The sequence below is a fragment of the Nocardioides insulae DSM 17944 genome (genome assembly GCF_000422825.1).
Classification (GTDB): Bacteria; Actinomycetota; Actinomycetes; order Propionibacteriales; family Nocardioidaceae; genus Nocardioides; species Nocardioides insulae.
This window is the reverse complement of the sequence record NZ_AUGU01000017.1, coordinates 19,154-37,027: the sequence shown is the minus strand read 5'-3', so window position 1 is coordinate 37,027 and position 17,874 is coordinate 19,154. Positions and strand designations below refer to the sequence as shown.

19 protein-coding genes are annotated in these 17,874 nt (G+C 71.5%); 7 read left to right on the top strand and 12 right to left on the bottom strand.

What is annotated here, in order from left to right:
* Positions 1–14 precede the first annotated feature (14 nt).
* Complete coding sequence (locus G515_RS0109075; protein ID WP_028659894.1) at positions 15–773, top strand: sulfite exporter TauE/SafE family protein; 759 nt, start codon at positions 15–17, stop codon at positions 771–773.
* A gap of 252 nt (positions 774–1,025) precedes the next feature.
* Here the strand turns inward: G515_RS0109075 and G515_RS0109070 are convergent, their stop codons facing one another.
* The 7 genes from G515_RS0109070 to G515_RS0109040 form a co-directional block, all read right to left on the bottom strand.
* Complete coding sequence (locus G515_RS0109070; RefSeq protein ID WP_245565312.1) at positions 1,026–2,390, bottom strand: enolase C-terminal domain-like protein; 1,365 nt, start codon at positions 2,388–2,390, stop codon at positions 1,026–1,028.
* Between the two features lie 116 nt (positions 2,391–2,506).
* Positions 2,507–3,397, bottom strand: coding sequence for a LysR family transcriptional regulator (locus G515_RS0109065; RefSeq protein WP_028659892.1), 891 nt, complete (start codon positions 3,395–3,397; stop codon positions 2,507–2,509).
* 47 nt (positions 3,398–3,444) lie between these two features.
* Positions 3,445–4,371: an alpha/beta fold hydrolase gene (locus G515_RS20450; protein ID WP_051218132.1), complete on the bottom strand. Its 927-nt coding sequence runs from the start codon at positions 4,369–4,371 to the stop codon at positions 3,445–3,447.
* A gap of 127 nt (positions 4,372–4,498) precedes the next feature.
* Positions 4,499–5,008, bottom strand: coding sequence for an SRPBCC family protein (locus G515_RS0109055; protein WP_028659891.1), 510 nt, complete (start codon positions 5,006–5,008; stop codon positions 4,499–4,501).
* Positions 5,009–5,180: 172 nt separating this feature from the next.
* On the bottom strand, positions 5,181–6,149 hold the full coding sequence (locus G515_RS0109050; protein WP_028659890.1) for an aldo/keto reductase: 969 nt from the start codon (positions 6,147–6,149) through the stop codon (positions 5,181–5,183).
* 162 nt (positions 6,150–6,311) lie between these two features.
* The gene (locus G515_RS0109045) at positions 6,312–7,262 is read right to left on the bottom strand and encodes a hypothetical protein (protein WP_028659889.1); all 951 of its coding nucleotides are present in this window, start codon (positions 7,260–7,262) and stop codon (positions 6,312–6,314) included.
* A gap of 72 nt (positions 7,263–7,334) precedes the next feature.
* Positions 7,335–7,943 carry a TetR/AcrR family transcriptional regulator gene (locus G515_RS0109040; protein ID WP_028659888.1) on the bottom strand — a complete coding sequence of 203 codons (609 nt, stop codon included), beginning with the start codon at positions 7,941–7,943 and terminating at the stop codon, positions 7,335–7,337.
* Between the two features lie 117 nt (positions 7,944–8,060).
* On the opposite strand from G515_RS0109040, the gene G515_RS0109035 reads away from it, so the two are divergent.
* Together G515_RS0109035 and G515_RS20445 are read left to right on the top strand one after the other, a co-directional pair.
* The gene (locus G515_RS0109035) at positions 8,061–9,041 is read left to right on the top strand and encodes a hypothetical protein (protein ID WP_028659887.1); all 981 of its coding nucleotides are present in this window, start codon (positions 8,061–8,063) and stop codon (positions 9,039–9,041) included.
* A 31-nt stretch (positions 9,042–9,072) separates the two neighbouring features.
* On the top strand, positions 9,073–10,026 hold the full coding sequence (locus tag G515_RS20445; protein WP_036555147.1) for a carbohydrate kinase family protein: 954 nt from the start codon (positions 9,073–9,075) through the stop codon (positions 10,024–10,026).
* A gap of 59 nt (positions 10,027–10,085) precedes the next feature.
* Here the strand turns inward: G515_RS20445 and G515_RS0109025 are convergent, their stop codons facing one another.
* Entirely contained in the window at positions 10,086–10,574 is a 489-nt protein-coding gene (locus G515_RS0109025) for a hypothetical protein (protein WP_028659886.1), read from the bottom strand.
* Between the two features lie 184 nt (positions 10,575–10,758).
* Complete coding sequence (locus tag G515_RS0109020; protein WP_028659885.1) at positions 10,759–12,033, bottom strand: MFS transporter; 1,275 nt, start codon at positions 12,031–12,033, stop codon at positions 10,759–10,761.
* Positions 12,034–12,122: 89 nt separating this feature from the next.
* Here G515_RS0109020 and G515_RS22650 point away from each other — a divergent pair, with 89 nt between their 5' ends.
* Positions 12,123–12,713 carry a hypothetical protein gene (locus tag G515_RS22650; protein ID WP_028659884.1) on the top strand — a complete coding sequence of 197 codons (591 nt, stop codon included), beginning with the start codon at positions 12,123–12,125 and terminating at the stop codon, positions 12,711–12,713.
* Here the strand turns inward: G515_RS22650 and G515_RS0109010 are convergent.
* Positions 12,691–13,206: a hypothetical protein gene (locus G515_RS0109010; RefSeq protein ID WP_028659883.1), complete on the bottom strand. Its 516-nt coding sequence runs from the start codon at positions 13,204–13,206 to the stop codon at positions 12,691–12,693. The two genes, G515_RS22650 and G515_RS0109010, sit on opposite strands and share 23 nt — an antisense overlap.
* 188 nt (positions 13,207–13,394) lie before the next feature.
* On the opposite strand from G515_RS0109010, the gene G515_RS0109005 reads away from it, so the two are divergent.
* The 3 genes from G515_RS0109005 (at position 13,395) to G515_RS0108995 (ending at position 16,817) form a co-directional block, all read left to right on the top strand.
* Complete coding sequence (locus G515_RS0109005; protein ID WP_051218079.1) at positions 13,395–15,317, top strand: M3 family metallopeptidase; 1,923 nt, start codon at positions 13,395–13,397, stop codon at positions 15,315–15,317.
* Positions 15,318–15,606: 289 nt separating this feature from the next.
* Entirely contained in the window at positions 15,607–16,401 is a 795-nt protein-coding gene (locus G515_RS20435; RefSeq protein ID WP_084653364.1) for a PadR family transcriptional regulator, read from the top strand.
* The gene (locus tag G515_RS0108995; protein WP_028659881.1) at positions 16,401–16,817 is read left to right on the top strand and encodes a DUF1707 SHOCT-like domain-containing protein; all 417 of its coding nucleotides are present in this window, start codon (positions 16,401–16,403) and stop codon (positions 16,815–16,817) included. The genes G515_RS20435 and G515_RS0108995 overlap by 1 nt, the downstream gene beginning before the upstream one ends.
* A 104-nt stretch (positions 16,818–16,921) precedes the next feature.
* Here the strand turns inward: G515_RS0108995 and G515_RS0108990 are convergent, their stop codons facing one another.
* Both G515_RS0108990 and G515_RS23915 read right to left on the bottom strand, forming a co-directional pair.
* The gene (locus G515_RS0108990) at positions 16,922–17,518 is read right to left on the bottom strand and encodes a YceI family protein (protein ID WP_028659880.1); all 597 of its coding nucleotides are present in this window, start codon (positions 17,516–17,518) and stop codon (positions 16,922–16,924) included.
* 180 nt (positions 17,519–17,698) lie between these two features.
* Positions 17,699–17,833, bottom strand: a complete 135-nt coding sequence (locus G515_RS23915) for a hypothetical protein (RefSeq protein WP_281168297.1) — start codon at positions 17,831–17,833, stop codon at positions 17,699–17,701.
* Positions 17,834–17,874: the final 41 nt, after the last annotated feature.

The following is a 17,874-nucleotide window of genomic DNA, read 5'->3' as shown; positions in this document are numbered from 1 at the left end:
ACAAGGTCCACCGGATGACTCCGGTGGACCTTGTCGTGATGTTCCTGGCCGGGATCGGCGCCGGCCTGACCGGATCCGTGGCCGGGCTCGCCTCACTGATCAGCTATCCCGCCCTGCTGGCCATCGGCCTGGATCCCCTCGACGCCAACGTCACCAACACGGTGGCGCTCTTCGGGCTCACCGCTGGCAGCATCCTCGGCTCGCGACCCGAACTGCGCGGCCAGGGGCACCGGCTCCCCGGCCTGATCGCGCTCTCGGTCTCCGGGGGGATCATCGGCGCGGCCCTGCTGCTCGCCGCCCCTGCGGAAGCGTTCGAGGCGGTCGTGCCCTGGCTGGTGGCCCTGGGCGCAGTCCTGATCCTGTGCCGGGATCGGATCAAGGCCTTCGCGCAGAGCCACTCGGCCGGAGAGCCGGGGCCAGGCAGCTCGTGGGCCTGGGGTCTGGTGATCTTCGTGGTGGGCATCTACGGCGGGTACTTCGGCGCGGGGGTCGGCGTGATCGCGCTCGCGGTGATGATGATCCGCTACCACGACTCGTTGCCGGTCGTGAATGCCGTCAAGAACGTCAGCACCGGGGCCGCCAATGCCGTCGCCGCGGCCATCTACATCGTGATCGCACCGGTGCACTGGCCGGTGGCGGTGGCACTCGGCATCGGTGCCCTGATCGGCGGCACCCTGGGGCCGCGTCTGCTCCGCGTGCTCCCCGAGCGCCCCACCCGGTACGCCGTGGCGGCGGCCGGACTCTTCCTGGCCGTCCATCTCGCGACCGCCTGACCCGGCCCGGCGGCGCCGAGCGCCCGTGCCCGGTTCCGGCCCAGCGGGGCGGGCCGACGGGAAGCCCACCGGAGGCGTCCGGCTGATCGGGGCGGGCCGAGGGAAAGCCCACCGGCGACGACGCGCTGTGAACGCAGGGCCGGGTCCCGATCGGTCCCCGCGAGACGAAGAAGTCCGCCGACCCGGACGGGACGGCGGACACCTTCGGATGCCGCGCGGGGCCCTCCACCAGGGGAGAGCCCGCGGGGCGGATCAGCGCACGTAGCAGGGGCGCTTCGGGTCGAACTCCCAGCCGGGCACGAGCTGGCGCATCGCGATTGCGTCGTCGCGCGCGCCCAGACCGTGCTCGACGTACAGCTCGTGGGCGGCGGCCAGCGCGTCGCGGTCGAGCTCGATGCCCAGGCCGGGACGCTTCGGGAGCTCGATCGCGCCGTCCCGGATCAGCAGCGGCTCACGGGTGAGGCCCTGGCCGTCCTGCCAGATCCAGTGCGTGTCGAGGGCGGTGATCTCACCGGGCGCGGCCGCACCCACCTGGGTGAACATCGCCAGCGAGATGTCGAAGTGGTTGTTGGAGTGCGAGCCCCAGGTGAGGCCGAAGTCCTGGCACAGCTGCGCCACCCGCACCGAGCCGCGCATGGTCCAGAAGTGCGGGTCGGCGAGCGGGATGTCGACCGCGCCGGAGCGTACGGCGTGCGCCATCTGCCGCCAGTCGGTGGCGATCATGTTGGTGGCCGTGGGGAGCCCGGTGGCGCGGCGGAACTCCGCCATCACCTCGCGGCCGGAGAAACCGCCCTCGGCACCGCAGGGGTCCTCGGCGTAGGCGAGCACGTCGGCGGCGTCCCGGCACAGGTCGATCGCGTCGGCCAGCAGCCACCCGCCGTTGGGGTCCAGGGTGATCCGGGCGTCGGGGAAGCGCTCCTTGAGCGCGCGGACGGCGGCGATCTCCTGCTCGCCGGAGAGCACGCCGCCCTTGAGCTTGAAGTCGTGGAAGCCGTACCGGGCCTGTGCGGCCTCGGCCAGTCGGACGACGGCGGCGGGGTCGAGGGCCGGCTGGCGGCGTACCCGATCCCAGTCGTCGGCCGCCTCGGTCTCGACGACGTAGGGCAGGTCGGTGGCGGCGTGGCCGCCGACGTAGAAGAGATAGCCGAGCATCGGCACGCGGTCGCGCTGGACGCCCTCGCCGAGGAGTTCGGCGACCGGCACGTCCAGGTGCTGGCCGAGCAGGTCGAGCAGCGCGGACTCCAGCGCGGTGACCGCGTGGATGGTCACGCGCTGGTCGAAGGTCTGCAGGCCGCGACCGCCGGAGTCCCGCGAGGCGTAGGTGGCCTGGACGCGGCGCAGCAGGGAGCCGTACTCGCTGACCTTGTGGCCGACCAGGTCGGCGCCGGCCTCCTCGATGGTGCGGCGGATCTCCTCACCGCCGGGCACCTCGCCGAGTCCGGTGCGACCCTCGCTATCGGTGACGACGGTGACGTTGCGGGTGAAGTACGGGGCGTGCGCGCCGCTGAGGTTGAGCAGCATCGAGTCGTGGCCCGCGACGGGGACGACCTCCACCCTCGCGATGGTCGGGGGCCGACCGGTGTCGGTGCTGGCGGGCGTGGGGGAGAGCGTGGTCACGTGTCGTCCTCGGGCTGCAGGCGGTCTGGTTCCAGGGCCAGACTAAGGAGGTCGGTGATGCTCGTCCAACACGAATCAGGCATCGGGTGATAGCTGGCAGGTATTACCTCGGGCCGCTACCCGGTGGTTCCGAAGTCCGCCAGGGCGCGGAGCGCGACTCCGAGGGCGGGGTTCTGGGAGACCTTCGGCCACAGCAGGTGGAGCTCGACCGGCTGCCGGCGGGTGGTCCGGATCGGCAGGTACTCGACCCCGGCCAGGCCCAGCTCGGCGGTCGACTCCGGGACGAACGCGACCCCCCGTCGCGCACCGACCAGGGTGACCATGGTGAGGATCTGACTGACGGTGTGCACCGCGTTGTCGTGCACGACGGGCAACTGGCTCACCACCAGGTCGTAGAAGTAGCGGGCGTCGCTGGGCGAGTGCATGATCAGCGGTTCGGCGAGCAGATCGTCGGGACGCACCGGCCGGTCGAGGTCGGTGAGCCGATGCCCGGTGGGGACGGCGAGGACCAGGTCCTCCCGGCGCAGCGGCCGGCTGTGGAACTCCGCGGGATCGAAGGGCGGGCGGGCCAGACCGAGGTCGAGCTCATGGGTCAGCATCGACTCGACCTGCTCGCGGGTGACCATCTCGTGCAGGTCGACGGTGATCTCGGGTGCAGCCTCGGTCAGGTGGTCGAGCAGCGGCGTCAGGATGGAGTACGACGACGCGGCGGTGAACCCGATCCGAATCGTGCCGACCGACCCCTCCGAGATCCGCCGGGCCAGATCGGGGGCGGACTCGGCCAGGGACAGCAGCCGGCGCGCCTCGCCGAGGAAGGCGGTGCCGGCTGGGGTGATCGCGACACCACGGTTGTCGCGATCGAAGAGCCGGACGCCGATCTCCCGCTCGAGCTTCTGGATCAGCCGGCTCAGCGGCGGCTGGGTCATGGACAGCCGCTCGGCGGCGCGACCGTAGTGGAGCTCCTCCGCGACGGCGACGAAGCCGCGCAACTGCTCGAAGGTGTACATGATGCCGGGACGGTATCAGTCGGCGTCCCTGCTCCCCAGGGGTCGCATCACCTGGCAGGGCCTCGGTCGCCGAGCCCCGCGACGTACTCCTCGAACTCGCGGAACCTGTCGGCGATCAGGTCGGGGTCCTGCTCGACGACCCAGTGGTTGCCGGGGATCTCGTGGGTGACCAGGTGCGCGCAGTACGGCGCCGGGGCCTCCCGCTGCAGCCGACTCGAGACGTGGACGTCGTCGTCGGGGGCGAGCACCTGGCAGGGCACCGTGATCTTGCGTGGCTCGGGCCGGAGCGCCCTGCCGAAGAAGTTGGCCCGGTAGAGCCCGAGCCCCTGCGCGGCGTCCTGGCGGCGCAGCGGACGGTCGGTGGGCCGGGCGTCGTCGCCGGCGGACTTGGACCGGCCCACCAGCAGGTCGAGGACGCCGCGGCCGATGGCCAGTTCGGGCAGGTAGGGGAGTTGGAAGGCGAGGATGTAGGACGACTCGAGCAGTTGCAGCCCCGAGGCCGCCGGGTGCCCGCGGACGTCGCGCAGCCAGGTGGCGGCGAGGTCGAGACCGGGCCCGGAGATGCTGGTGAACGAGCTCACCCGCTCGGCGACCCGTGGCTCGGCGACCGCCTCCCACCCCGCGATCGAGCCCCAGTCGTGGCCGACCAGGTGGACGGCGCCCTCGGAGGCCACCCGGTCGAGCACCGCCTCCAGATCCGCGACCAGCTGGGTGAGCCGGTAGCCGGTGCGCCCCCGCGGCGCCTCGGAGGCGCCGGCCCCGCGCACGTCGTACGTCACGACCCGGTGGTCTGCGGCGAGGGCGGAGACCACGCCGTCCCAAACCTGGTGGTCGTCCGGGTAGCCGTGCAGCAGCACCACGGTCGGCCGGGCGTCCTCGGCCGCGGGCCCTCCGTGGAGGAACGCCGCCAAACTCAGCCCGTCGGTCGTGGACACGCGCAGGGTGTGGTCGGGACGAAGCGCCTCGGTGCTCACCCCGACGATCCTAGTGGCGCCCGGAGGTCCGGACCGGTTGGCGACCTCGCGGCGGCTGTCGCGCACGGAGGATCGCGTCGCGCCACCGGGCAGGTGGGAAATGCCCGGATCGGTGGCGCGGCCTGACTCAGCCGGGAGCCGGCCGGCCGGTCGCGAGGAGGCGGGCTGCACGACGCAGGTCGGCACGGAGCGCCGGCGGGGCGAGCAGCCGCAGGATCATCGCCGGCACTCGCCAGACCCCGGCCCCGGTGACCTCCAGTCGTACGACGACGTCGGTGGCCGCGGCCGGATCGGTGAGCCGACCGGAACCGCCCGAACCGCTCGAACCGGTCGGCTCCGTGGGGACGGGGAGGAACTCCAGCGTCACGGAGGCGGTGAGGCCACGCCAGTGGCCGGTCTCGCTCCACACCCCGGCACCGGTCGTGCCCGACGGCGGCCGCATCGCGGTGATCTCGAGGCGGGGCGCCGCGCCGATCGCCGTCCGGTCGAGCCACCGCGTGCCGACCCCCGTCGGCCCGTCGGTGAGCGCCTCGACGGTGCGCAGGCTCGACTGCCACTGCGGCCGGTTCCGCGGCTCGGCGAGGAAGTCGAAGGTGGCTCGCGGAGGTGCCGGGATCCGCACGGCGGTGCTGCTCATCCCGCCAGCCTGCCCGAACCTGGCCGACCTCCGTGACCCTGGGGGCCGGACGTCAGGCGTCGAGGCCCGAGCCGGAGCCGAGGCCGGCCCGTCGGCTCACCCGAGATCCACCGAAGGGCACCTCACGCCCGCCACCACCCGGGGGCGCCGACGCCGATCGGCGCTGCCGGAGTCAGTCCCACTGCACGCCCTCGCTGTTGCGTCGCCCGGCGGGCCCGTCGCCGAGCGCCTTCTCGATCGCGTCCAGGTCCGGTGCGTCGAGGGCCAGGTCGACCGCGGCGAGGTTCTCCTCGACGCGCCGGGGGTCACGGCTGCCGGGGATCGGGACGATGTGTTCGCCCCTGGACAGCAGCCAGGCGAGGGCGAGCTGGGCGATGGTCGCGCCCTTGCCCTCGGCGACCGAGGTGAGCTCCTGCACGATCGCGTGGTTGTGCTCGAAGTTGCCAGGCTGCCACCAGGGCAGCCCGGCCCCGGAGCGCCGGCTGTCGGTGCTGTCGTACTCCTCGGTGGACCCTTTGAGGCCTCCGGTGAGGAAGCCACGCGCCAGCGGCGAGTACGGGACGAAGCCGATGCCCAGCTCGTCCAGGACGGGGAAGAGCGACTCGACCTCGCGGGTGAACAGGGAGTACTCGCTCTGCAGGACCGAGACCGGCTGCACCGCATGGGCCCGGCGGATCGTGCGGGGGCCGGCCTCGCTCAGGCCGAAGTAGGTCACCTTGCCGGCGTCGATGAGTTCCTTGACGGTGCCGGCGACGTCCTCGATGGGGACGTTGGGGTCGACCCGGTGCTGGTAGAGGACGTCGAGGTGGTCGACGCCCAGGAAGGTCAGGCTGTTGTCGACGACCTCGCGGATGTGATCGGGGCGGCTGTCGTAGCCGAACTGTCTCGTGAAGCCGAACTTGCTGGCGATGACGACGTCGTCCCGGAAGCCGTCGATCGCGCGCCCCAGCAATTTCTCGCCCTCGCCCCAGCCGTAGAGCTCGGCCGTGTCGAAGAACGTGACGCCGAGGTCGAAGGCGCGCCTGATCGCGGCCGTCGCCTCCCGCTCGTCGGTGGGTCCGTAGGCCATCGCCAGGCCCATCGCCCCGTAGCCGAGGGCCGAGACCCTCAGACCCTGCCGACCGAGTGTGCGCTGTTGCATGGATCCGCCCCTTCGTGGATGTCGGTGAAGACCGGTACGCCGCCGGAACGGCGGGTGGGCCGTGGCGAGTCAGAACCGCAGGCTGCGCCGTGGCACCGGCGGCAACCTAGCAAGTCCGGTGCCCTGCCGGCGGGCGAGACGGTTCGTGGGCTGCTCGCCACCTCACCGGGGGCGACACGGCCCGAGCCGCTCGACGACCCAGGCCTCGAGCCGGGCGTCGAGGGGGCTCTCGGAGGAGTGCTCGCACAGATAGCGGTCGATGGAGACGAGGCGACCGCCGTCGGCGTCGGCGAGGTCGTAGGCCCACTCGCCGTCGCCGAGCACGAGCAGTTGGCGCTGCACCGCCCGCTCGAGCCCGCGACGCTCGGCCCGGCTGCCGCGGTCGTAGGCCGAGGCGAGGCGGCCCTCCGCGAACAGCACACCGTCGACGAAGGCCCGTACCGCCAGCCGCGGACCGGCGGCCTGGAATCGCTCCCACCTGGCCAGGAGCTCGGGGGGCGGGAACCCGGAGTCGTAGGACAGGGACGAGCCGTCCGCCGCGGCGCCGCCCCAGCCGATCAGTTCGGACTCGTCGTGCTGCCCGGCCAACGTGGTGAGCAGCACCGGGACCTCGGCGGCGGTCGACCCCGACGGCAGGGAGAGGACGTAGGTGCCGGCCACGTGGTCGCCGTCCGGGACGCGCTGGGTGGTCAGGTCGATGGCGGCCGAGCCGCCGTCGGGTGCGGCGGTGAGCCCGCGCAGGACCGACCGGCCGACCGCGTCGACCGAGGCCTCCGGCTCGAAGGCGCGCAGCGCGACGGTGGTCCTCCCGGCCCTGACGGCGAGGTCGGCCTCCTCGTGCTGATGGGTGCTGTGGAAAGCGTCGTAGGCCGTCTCGGTCACCCGGACGATCTGCTCCGGGGTGGCCGTCTCGGCCATCGTGGTGTGCAGGAAGAGCTTGCCGGAGTCCAGTACGACCGGTTCGGTGTAGCGCAGGCGTACCGACACCACGCCGGGCAGATCGGCCAGTTCGGCACGCAGGGATTCGGCCTCCGCCCGCCGGCTCGGGTCCGCGCACCCGGCCAGGGTGACCGCGAGGGCGGTCGCGACGGTGAACAGAGCGGTGATTCGCATGCCCTCACGATGCCGTGGGTCGGGTGCCCGGCGCCTGAGTCGTCGTACTCAACCCTGAGACGCGGGGCCCGCTCACCTCGGCGAGGCCGGCCGGCGGAGCGCGGCCAGGCCGGCGGCGTACTGCTCGGGGTCGGTGCTGGGGTCGACCAGCCGGAGCAGCATGAAGCCGGGGAGCATGCTCATCAGCGTGCGCGCGACGGCGACGGGGTCGGCGTCGGCAGCGAGGTGACCGGCAGCGATGGCGGCGACGGCATAGTCGGTCCAGGCTGCGCGGATCCCGGCGATCTCCTCATGGAGCAGTGCGAGCACGGCTGGATCGCGGGCCGCCTCGGCCCAGGCCTGGAGGGCGACCCGGATGATCTCGACATCGTGGGCCCGGCCCACCTCCAGGATCCTGGAGGTGGTGGCGAGCAGCGCCTGCTCGGGCGGAACGACGTTCTCCGGCTCGGTCAGGGCGCCGAGGGTGCCGGCCACGGCACCCACGGCGGTGCCGGCCACGGCCCGGATGAGCTCCTGCTTGCTGGAGAAGTAGAGGTAGACCGCGCCGGCGGAGAGGCCGGACTCGCGGATGACCGCGCTCATCGTCGTCTTGTGGAATCCCTCGCGCGCCGCGCAGCGCATGGCGGCGGTCAGGATCTGGTCGCGGCGCCGGGCGCGGTGCTCCTCGCTGACCTTCGGCATGCGGAGGATCATGCCACCCGCTCGGCAAAAAAAGAATGTTCGTTCTTGACGATGCCTGCCGAGCGACCCACCCTGGAACTCATAACGAACAGACGTTCTTTTTAAGGAGTGGTTCCCATGCCAAGCAGCACCCGTCCGGCCGTGGCGTCGGTGCTCGGCGCAGCAGCGGGGCTGATCGCCCTGCTGACCGTGCTCCTGGCCGCCTTCACCTGGCCGATCAGTGAGCTAGCGCCACGTGATCTCCCGGTCGTGGTGGCCGGACCCGAGCAGGCCGTCCACGCCGTCGAGCAGGGCCTGGCCGAGGGTGGGTCCGCCGAGGATGCCCTCGCGCTTCACCGGGTCGACGATCGTGCGGCCGCGGTGGACGCGATCCAGGACCGCGACGCGTACGGCGCCGTCGTGACCGGGCCCAACGGACCCAGCGAGCTCCTGATCGCCTCGGGCGCCAGCCCGGTGGTGGCCCGGATGCTCACCCAGCAACTCTCGGCCGGCTCACCCGGACTGACCGTGACCGACGTGGTGCCCCCGGCCGAGGGCGACCCGACCGGCTCGGTCTTCGGAGCCGGCGCGCTGCCCCTGGCACTCGGTGGCATCGCGGTCGGTGCGGTCACTTCGATGCTGCTCAGCCGCACCCGCGACCGCGTCGCCTGCGCGCTCCTGGTCGCGGCCGGTTCGGGGCTTGCCCTGACCGGCATCCTGTGGGGCTGGCTCGATGTGCTCGGCGGTGGCTACTGGGCCAACGCGGGGGTGGTGTCGCTGGGTGTCCTCGCCGTCGCGCTGCCGATCATCGGACTGCGCCACCTGATCGGGCCGGCAGGGATCGCCGTGATCGCGCTGCTGGTCCTGCTGGTCGGCAACCCGCTGTCCGGGGTCACCTCCGCGCCCGAGCTGCTGCCGCTGGGCTGGCTCGGCCAGCTGCTGCCGCCGGGGGCGGTGGGCAGTGCGCTGCGCAGCACCGCCTACTTCGACGGGGCCGGGGTCGGCGTACCGCTCGTCGTGCTGGGGGCCTGGTCGCTGCTCGGTCTGGCGCTGACCCTGGTGCCCCGCCGGGAGGCGCGCACGGACCAACCGGCCCCGGCGACCCCTGTCGCCGCGTGAGGCCGGCACCTTCCTCGGATAGGGTTCGCGCATGCAGGAGGGTGCCGGCGTGGTGGTCATCGGTGCCACCAACATGGATCTGAAGGCGATCAGCCGCGACCCCGTCGTCTTCGGCACCAGCAATCCCGCCACCACCCAGCTCTCCCCGGGCGGGGTCGGTCGCAACATCGCCGACAACCTCGCCCGACTCGGCACCCGCGTCCACCTCGTCTCCGTGGTGGGCGACGACCCCTTGGGCGCGGAGCTGATCGAGAGCACCTCCGAGGTCGGCGTCGACGTCAGCCACGTACGACGTCGCGAACTGCGCACCGGCACCTATGCCGCCGTGCTGACCCCGGAGGGTGACCTCGTCGTCGGGATCGCCGACACCGACGCAGCCGAGCAGATCTCGCCGCTCGCCGTCCGCGCGGCCCGCGACCTGATCGAGCGGTCCGGAGCGGTCTGTCTGGATGGCACGGTGCCGGCCGAGACGGTGCACCAGGCGCTCACCGAGGCCAGCCGGGTGGGGGTGAGCGTGGTGCTGGACCCGGTCAGCGTGCCGTCAGCCCGGCGGATCGCGGAACTGCTCGGCCCCGACGTCCCTCTCGACCTGATCACTCCCACCCGGGCCGAACTCGCCGTCCTCGCCGGCGGACTCCCGGTCGAGACGGAGGCCGACCTGGAGAAGGCCGTGCAGGTGCTGCACGGCCGCTCGGTGCGGAAGGTCTGGGTGCGGCTGGGGCGCGACGGCTCCCTGTTCAGCGACGAGGAGGGGATGACTCGTTCCCCGGCCGTCGACGTCGAGTTCCTCGCGCGGCTGGGTGCCCCCGTGGACGTGACCGGGGCCGAGGAGGCCGGCCTGGCGGCGTACATCCATGCCCGGATGGACGGGCTGATGGCACGGGAATCGGTCCGTTATGGCCTGGCCGCCTCCGCGCTCACCGTCACCAGCCCCCACACCGTCCGCACCGACCTCTCCGACGAGATCATCCGCGCCCTGCTCTGAGGTCCGGGTCCGTCGATCCCCACCATCTGCGTGCCGCTGCCCGACGGCTGGGGCGCGGATCAGTCGTCGTCGTGGACGAGCGGGCCGCGCAGGGTCTCGAAGAGTAGGGCGGTGGCGATCACGGCGAGCGGCAGGATCGGCAGGAGCGGACCCCAGTAGCCCAGGGTGATGCCGCACGGGCGGGCGGCGATGTCGGTGGATCCGACCAGGGGCCAGATCACGATCACGACGGCCGAGACCACCGAGACGAGCGAGGCCACCCCGGCGGTCACGAGCAGTCCGGCCCTCCGGTGCGGCCGGCCGAAGGCCGGCAGGGCCAGCATCGCCAGGGACACGGTGCCGATGGTGAGGAAGCCGAGCTGCAGGGAGGGGAAGACCCCCTCGGGGTTGCCGCAGTCCAGGGGTCTCCCGAGACTCTGCTCGGGACCTTGGACGAGGCCGTAGATCCCGGTCCAGATGAAGAGGGCCGCCACCGCGGCCAGGACGACGAGGACGGCCGAGCGCGCGAGTCGCTGCTGGGTCGTGGGCCGGACTGCCGACTTCTCCATGACGGGACGTTAGCGTGATCTGTGCCACATCGGGAGGACTTCCGGGCCCCGAATCTGTGGCGTGGTGTACGCCGGTAGCCGGGGCCCCGGCAGGTCGTGTCCCGCGCCGTCTGGCCCCAGGCATGAGGGCGGGTCGGGGGCCCGGCGGACGGGACTGAAGTCTCGCGTCGTTCGGCCCGAGGGGTCAGCGGGCGGGAAGCGTGACGCGGTAGCGGACGAACGCCGGCACCAGCAGCGCGACCGCGCCCATGCCGATGACGACGAGGAGTCCGCCGCCGGCGGTGGCGGCCGCGGTGCCGACCAGGGCGGCGGCGCCCCCGTGCAGGACGTCGGCGATGCGCGGTCCGCCGGCGACCACGACGGTGAAGACCCCCTGGAGCCGCCCGCGGACGTTGTCGTCGGCCGCGGACTGGAGCATGGCCGAGCGGATCGCGGCGGAGGCGACGTCGGCGGCACCGGCCACCATCAGGCAGACCAGGCCGATCACCAGCATCAGGGTGGTGAAATGGTCGGCGGCGAAGACGGTGAGACCGAAGCCGATCACGCCCAGGCCCCACACCGTGATGCACCAGAGCACGACTTTGCCCTGCGCTTCGACGCGGGAGAGCCAGCCGGAGAAGATGCCTCCGATCGCGGAGCCCAACGGGATCGCGGCGAAGAGCAGCGCGAAGATCAGCCCGCCCTCCTCCGGACCGCCGAAGTCGAGGTGCGCGATCTCCGGGAAGAGCGCGCGCGGCATGCCGAAGACCATCGCGATCAGGTCGACGACGAAGGACATCATCAAGACCGGCTGGGTCTTGAGGTAGACGAACCCGTCCAGCACCGAGCGGATGCCGGGAGCCTTGGAGCCCGCGCCCTGGACGGGAAGGCGCGGCAGCTTCACCACCGCCCACAGCGTCGCGAACAGGGTGATGGTGTCGATCAGGTAGAGCCAGGTGTAGCCCAGCAGCGGGATCAGCGCACCGCCCACGAGCGGCCCCGCGATGGCGCCGATCTGGAAGACCGTCATTGAGAGCGAGTTGGCCGCCGGAAGCTGGTTCAGCGGCAGCAGTTTCGGCAGGATCGCCGAGCGGGTCGGCTGATTGACCGCGAAGAAGGCCTGCTGGAGCGCGAAGAGCCACAGCAGCAGCCAGACGTTCTCCAGCCCGAGGGCGGCCTGCATCCAGAACAGTGCGCTGGTGAAGATCAGGCCGAGGGTGGTCACCATCATCATGGTGCGGCGGTCGAAGTGGTCGGCCAGTGCACCGCCGTACAGACCGAAGACGATCAACGGCACCAGCCCGAAGACACCGGTGAGTCCGACGTACGCCGAGGAGCCGGTGATCGCATAGATCTGCGCCGGTACCGCCACCACGGTGAGCTGGGCCCCGATCACGGTGATGATCTGCGCGCTCCACAGTCTGCGGAAGTGCGAGTTGCGCAGGGGGCGGGTGTCCGCCAGCAGGTCTCTCAGGGCCACAGCCGTCCAAGGTAAACCCGCGTCCCGCCGACGGCTCAATCAGCACCTTCAAAACGGTGAACGGCAGATGAACGTGACACCATCGGGGGATGAATTCGTGGCCGGTCGTCCTGTGGCGCCTGGTCGTCGCCGGGTGCGCGGCGGCGGGCGTGGTGTTGGCAGCGCGGGAGTACGACGTGTGGTGGACGGCGCTGAGCCAGTTGGCCAACCTCACCGTGGCCGTGGCCTTCCTCGGTCTCGCGGTGGCCGAACCGCGCACGCCCTGGCTGCGCGGCGGTCTGGTCACCCTGATGCTGTTGGTGGGACTCGCCTATCTGCCGATGCAGAACGGCAATCTGACGCAGACCTGGTCACTGCTCGAGCACGTCGTCACGCCTGCGTTGGTGGTCGCCGATTTCTTGCTGGTCGGGCGCAATCATCACCAGATGCGCTGGTGGTACCCCCTGAGCTGGCTCGCCCCGCCGGCTGCCTACCTGGCGTGGTACGTCGGCGGTGACCTCGGCGTCTACGCCGCCCTGGACCCCGCCAGGCCATCGAGCTTCACCCTCCACGTCGCCGTCCTGGTGGGGTTGGTGCTCGGCTGTGGCTTCGCGCTCTACCGCGAAGGGCTGCGCCGAGGGCGGGCGCTGGAGGCCCCGGTGCGCATCGGCGAGGCCGTCAGCCTCGATCGAGGCCGATGAACCGAGTGGAGTCGCCCGGGCCGGTGAAGGTCCAGAAGCCGGCGATCGCCTTGAACCGGTGTCGTTGGGCCCGCGGTGCGAGACAGCGATGCGGCACGACCATGACGACCCGGTCCTGCCCGGGCTGCCAGGTGGTGCGGAACCCGCGGCACGGGATCGGCGAACCGCCGAACTCCTGGTCGGTGGCGACCATGAGTCGATTGCGTTCCGAGCCGTTGGCACGTCGGAGCGCGGTGGCGAGGAAATCGCTCCTCCCGCGCGAGGGGAGGATCGCCACCCGGGTCTGTGCGCGCCGCCCGGCGCGCAGGTCGCGGAAGGTGAGCTCCAGCCGGATCGTGCGTGGCCGGTCTGCGATGCGTACCCACAAGATGTCCGCCTCGGGCGGGGTCCCGGCGGTTGGCCCGTCGCGGAGCACCTTGGACTCCGCGTGCGCCACCCCGGGGAGCAGCGCGAGCGTCAGGAGCGTGAGGAGGACGACCGCTGTCGTGCGCATGCCAAGCACGCTAGGTCGGTCTCGCTGTGCCGCTCCGAGTGCCACGCCAGCGTGCCCGGAAATGGGGAATCGCGCCGGACGACGTATCGAACCCGTCGAGTGGGTCCGGCCCCGGTCAGGAGGCTGCTGAACCGATCGCGGCGACGCGACGTCGACGGTATCGATCAGTGATTCCCTAGAGTCGTGCTGTGAACCCGTTGTCGCTGTCCTCGCCCGACGAGACCCTGGCCTGGATCACCGAGCGCAGCTCGGTGCAGATCGAGGCGGCCCGTGCCATCGCCGAGCGGCTGCGGACCGATCCGCCGGGCGACGCGCTCGAGGTGCTGCGCGCCTGGGACGACATCTCCCTGGAGCTGGGCAACTGCGCGGCGCTGGCCTCGCTGCTGGCCAACGTGCACCCGGTCGAGCAGGTGCGCAGTGCCTGTGAGGACGCCGAGGCCGAGGTCGATCGGCTGGTCACCGAGTTGAGCCAGGATCGCGCGCTGTACGACGTCGTCTCGACGCTCGATCCGGCCGAATTCGACCCGCTCGCAACGCGCCTGCTGGAGAAGACCCTGCAGGACTTCCGGCGATCCGGGGTCGACCGCGACGATGCGACCCGGGCCCGGCTGACCGAGGTCAAGGAGCGGCTGACCCAGCTCGGTCAGGACTTCAGTCGGGTCATCCGGGACGACGTCCGGACCGTCCGGGTGGCGCCGGAGCGTCTGGCCGGACTCCCGGAGGACTGGCTGGCCGCGCACCCGGCCGACGAGGACGGCCTGGTCACGGTGACCACCGACTACCCCGATGCGCTCCCGGTGCGGATGTTCTGCCACGACGCGGACGTACGCCGCGAGCTCACCGTCGCCTTCCTCGAGCGCGGCTGGCCCGCCACCGACCCGATGCTGCGCGAGCTCTTCGAGCTGCGTCACGAGCTGGCCACCCTGGTCGGCTATCCCGACTGGCCGAGCTATGACGCCGAGGTGAAGGTGATCGGCACCGGCGAGGCGATACCTGCCTTCATCGACAAGATCGCGGCCGCGGCGGCCGGGCCGATGGCGAGTGACCTCGAGGTCCTGACCGAGCGGTACCACCGCGATCGGCCCGGAGCCGTGCTGACGGGTGCCGACACCTTGTACTACGAGGAGCTGGTGCGCCGCGAGCACTACGACGTGGATGCGCAACTGGTCCGCACCTACTTCGACTTCGGCAAGGTCCGGGCCGGACTGCTCGAGGTGACCGGTCGGCTCTTCGGCCTGCGCTACCAGCCGGTGGACGACGCGTCGGTCTGGCACGAGGACGTCGCCGTGTACGACGTCCACCCGGCCGTGGAGGGGGCCCGGGCATCCCGTCTGGGCCGGATCTACCTGGACCTCCACCCCCGCGAGGGCAAGTACAAGCACGCAGCCCAGTTCACCCTCACCGACGGGGTCGCCGGCCGGCAGCTCCCCGAGGGCGTCCTGGTCTGCAACTTCTCCCGCGGCCTGATGGAGCACGACCACGTGGTGACCCTGTTCCACGAGTTCGGCCATCTGCTGCACCACGTCCTGGCCGGCCATGGCGAGTGGGTGCGCTTCGCCGGCGTGGCCACCGAGTGGGACTTCGTGGAGGCGCCCAGCCAGATGCTGGAGGAGTGGGCCTGGGACGCCGACGTCCTCGCGACCTTCGCCACCGACGCCGAGGACCGCCCGATCCCCGCCGACCTGGTCGCGAAGATGCGTGCGGCCGACGACTTCGGCAAGGGGTTCCAGGCACGCCAGCAGATGTTCTACGCCGCGATGTCCTACTACTTCCACCAGGAGCGGCCCGCGGACCTGACCGCCCGGATGCGTGCCCTGCAGGAGACCTACGCCCCGACACCGTGGATCGAGGGCACGCACATGTTCGCCAACTTCGGCCACCTGGGCGGCTACTCCTCGGCGTACTACACCTACATGTGGAGCCTGGTGATCGCCAAGGACCTCTTCAGCAGGTTCGACCACGACCGGCTCTTCGCGCAGGAGACCGCGCAGCGCTATCGCGACACGATCCTGGCCCGTGGCGGCGAGGCGGACGCCGCCGACCTGGTCGCCGACTTCCTCGGCCGGCCGTTCTCCTTCGACGCCTACGCCGCCTGGCTGGCCGGGGAGTGAGCGCTGCCTCGTAGGCCCGAGCCTGGGGTCCTCCGATCCTGAGCCTGCTGCACGCCACCATCGGGGCCCGCCGACCGCGTTCTCGCATCTCGGCGGACCTCCGGCGCGCCTTCGGCACTCCTCCTTCCAGGCACCCGCCTGGTGACGCTCGCGACGGCGACGATCGGTGGATCCCGGGCTGAGGGGTCGCGAGGAGGTTTCACCCGGAATCGTCTTGTCCGGGCCCGACAGTCGGCGTACGCTCGCGATATATCGCGAAACATTGTCGACTGTCGTAGGAGGTCCCATCATGGGACGACGTGGGTACTCCCTCCCGTGGGAGCAGGACGAGCGAGGTGCCTGGTGCCAGAGCCAGGGCCGGTCGCCGTGGAGTGACTGGGTGGACGGTCCCTGGGGCCGATGGGGCGAGTCCGGTGGGCGCCACGGGGGCCATGCCCGACCCAGCGGTCCGCCGGGCCCGCCGCCTTGGGTGGCGGGGCTGTTGGGCTTCCAGCAGCAGCCGCCGAGGCCGCAGCGCGGCCCGAGGGTCCGCCGGGGCGACGTGCGCTCCGCGATCCTGGACGTGCTCCGCGCGGCGGCCGAGCGCGAGGAGGCGATCAACGGATACCAGGTGATCCAGCAGATCGCCGAGCGCAGCAACGACGCGTGGCGCCCCAGCCCCGGCTCGGTCTACCCGACCATCCAGCAGCTCGAGGACGAGGGGCTGGTCGAGGGCGACGACACCCAGGGACGGCGCGCGCTTCGCCTCACCGAGGAGGGCCAGCGGTACGTCGCCGAGCAGGCCGACGAGTTGGCTGCGGTGTGGGGCCCCTTCGACCGTGAGCGGCAAGGGAGCCAGGAGGGTGGCCCCGAGAACGTCGATGGCGTCGACCTGCGCAGCGAGATCGGGCAGGTCATGAGTGCGGTGTGGCAGATCGTGAGCTCGGGCTCCGAGCAGCAGCGCCGTGCCGCCGTCGAGGTGCTGGTCTCGGCCCGCCGGAGTCTCTACGGCATCCTCGCCGACGGTCCGGACTCCAATACGGCGCGAGACGCCGAGGTCACCGACCCGGACGAGTCGATCGACGGCGAGATCGAGGAACCGTGATGAGCGACGACTTCTATCGGATCGCCGACGCCGACCGGGAGCGGGCCGCAGCGAGGCTCAGTGATCACTTCGCCGAGGGGCGCCTGGACCACGACGAGTACAACGAGCGCCTGGACGCCGTCTGGAGCGCGCGCACCGCCGCCGACCTGCGGATGTTGTTCCATGACCTGCCGATGGCCCCGCCGACTCCGCAGCCGCCGTCGCGCCCGCTCGGCGGGCCGCCGGTGCGGGGGATGCCTGGTTGGCTGGTGCTCGCGGTGGTCGCCCTCGGCGTGCTCCTCTTCATGGTCAAGCCGTGGCTGGTCTTCGTGCTTGCCCTGGTGGTCTTCATCCTGGTGAAGAAGCGCCGCCGCCGGATGCATCAGCAGCACGGACGCCCGGGCTCGGGTGGCGGACAGGGCTGGCAGCGAGGCTGAGGGCTCCGGTTCGGGTCGGGTCGGGGAATGCTCCCGACCCGACGAGGGCCCCGCCACGCCATGCGGCGTAGCGGGGCCCTCGCGTCTGTGCGGGTGGCGCCGGGTCAGGCGCTCTTGATCGCCGAGATGTCGAACTCGAGCTTGATCTTCTCCGACACCAGGACGCCGCCGGTCTCGAGTGCGGCGTTGAAGCTGAGGCCCCAGTCGCTGCGGCTGATGGCGGTGGCGCCCTCGAAGCCGACGCGGAGGTTGCCGAAGGGGTCCTTGGCCGAACCGGTCTGCTCGAATGGGATGGTGACCGTCTTCGTGGTGCCCTTGATGGTCAGGTCGCCGGTGACGTTCCAGGTCTCGCCGTCGAAGTCGACCGCGGTGGAGACGAAGGTGATGTCCGGGTTGGTGTCGTCCTCGAAGAAGTCCCCGGAGCGCAGGTGACCGTCGCGGTCGGCGTTGCCGGTGTCGACCGAGGCAGCCTTGATGGTCAGCTTCACCCAGGAGGCGGCGGGCTTGGCGGTGTCGACGTGGGCGGTGCCCTCGAACTCCTTGAACGAGCCGCGCACGGTGGTCACCATCGCGTGGCGGGCGCTGAAGCCGAGCCGGCTGTGGCTGACGTCGAGGGCGTAGTCGCCGCTGATGTCCTCGATGGCGGCGGTCGGCGCGTCGAACGTCTCGGTCTGGGTCGTGCTGCGGTTGAAGATGCCCATCGTTGTGTGCTCCTTGGAGTGATTGAAGATGCAACGATCCCAACGGGGTGGTCGGCCCGTTCATTCCCGACCGTACGGAAAAAGTCCAAGGGCGCGATCGGCGATCCGCGAAATCGGTCGCCGACATGACGACGCCGCCGCATCCCCGGAAACGGGATGCGGCGGCGGGAGTCGCGGCAGTCAGGCTGCCTGACGGGCGTGCACCGGGCGCGCGGCGGGCTCGACCCAGTGGGACTCGAGTCGGGCGCGACCCTGTGCGTCGACGGTACGGATCCAGCGCAGCTCGAGGCGCTTGGTCACGGCGTGGTCCTTCATGGGACACCTCCTGTTCACCTTCTGTTCACCAAAGGTACGGG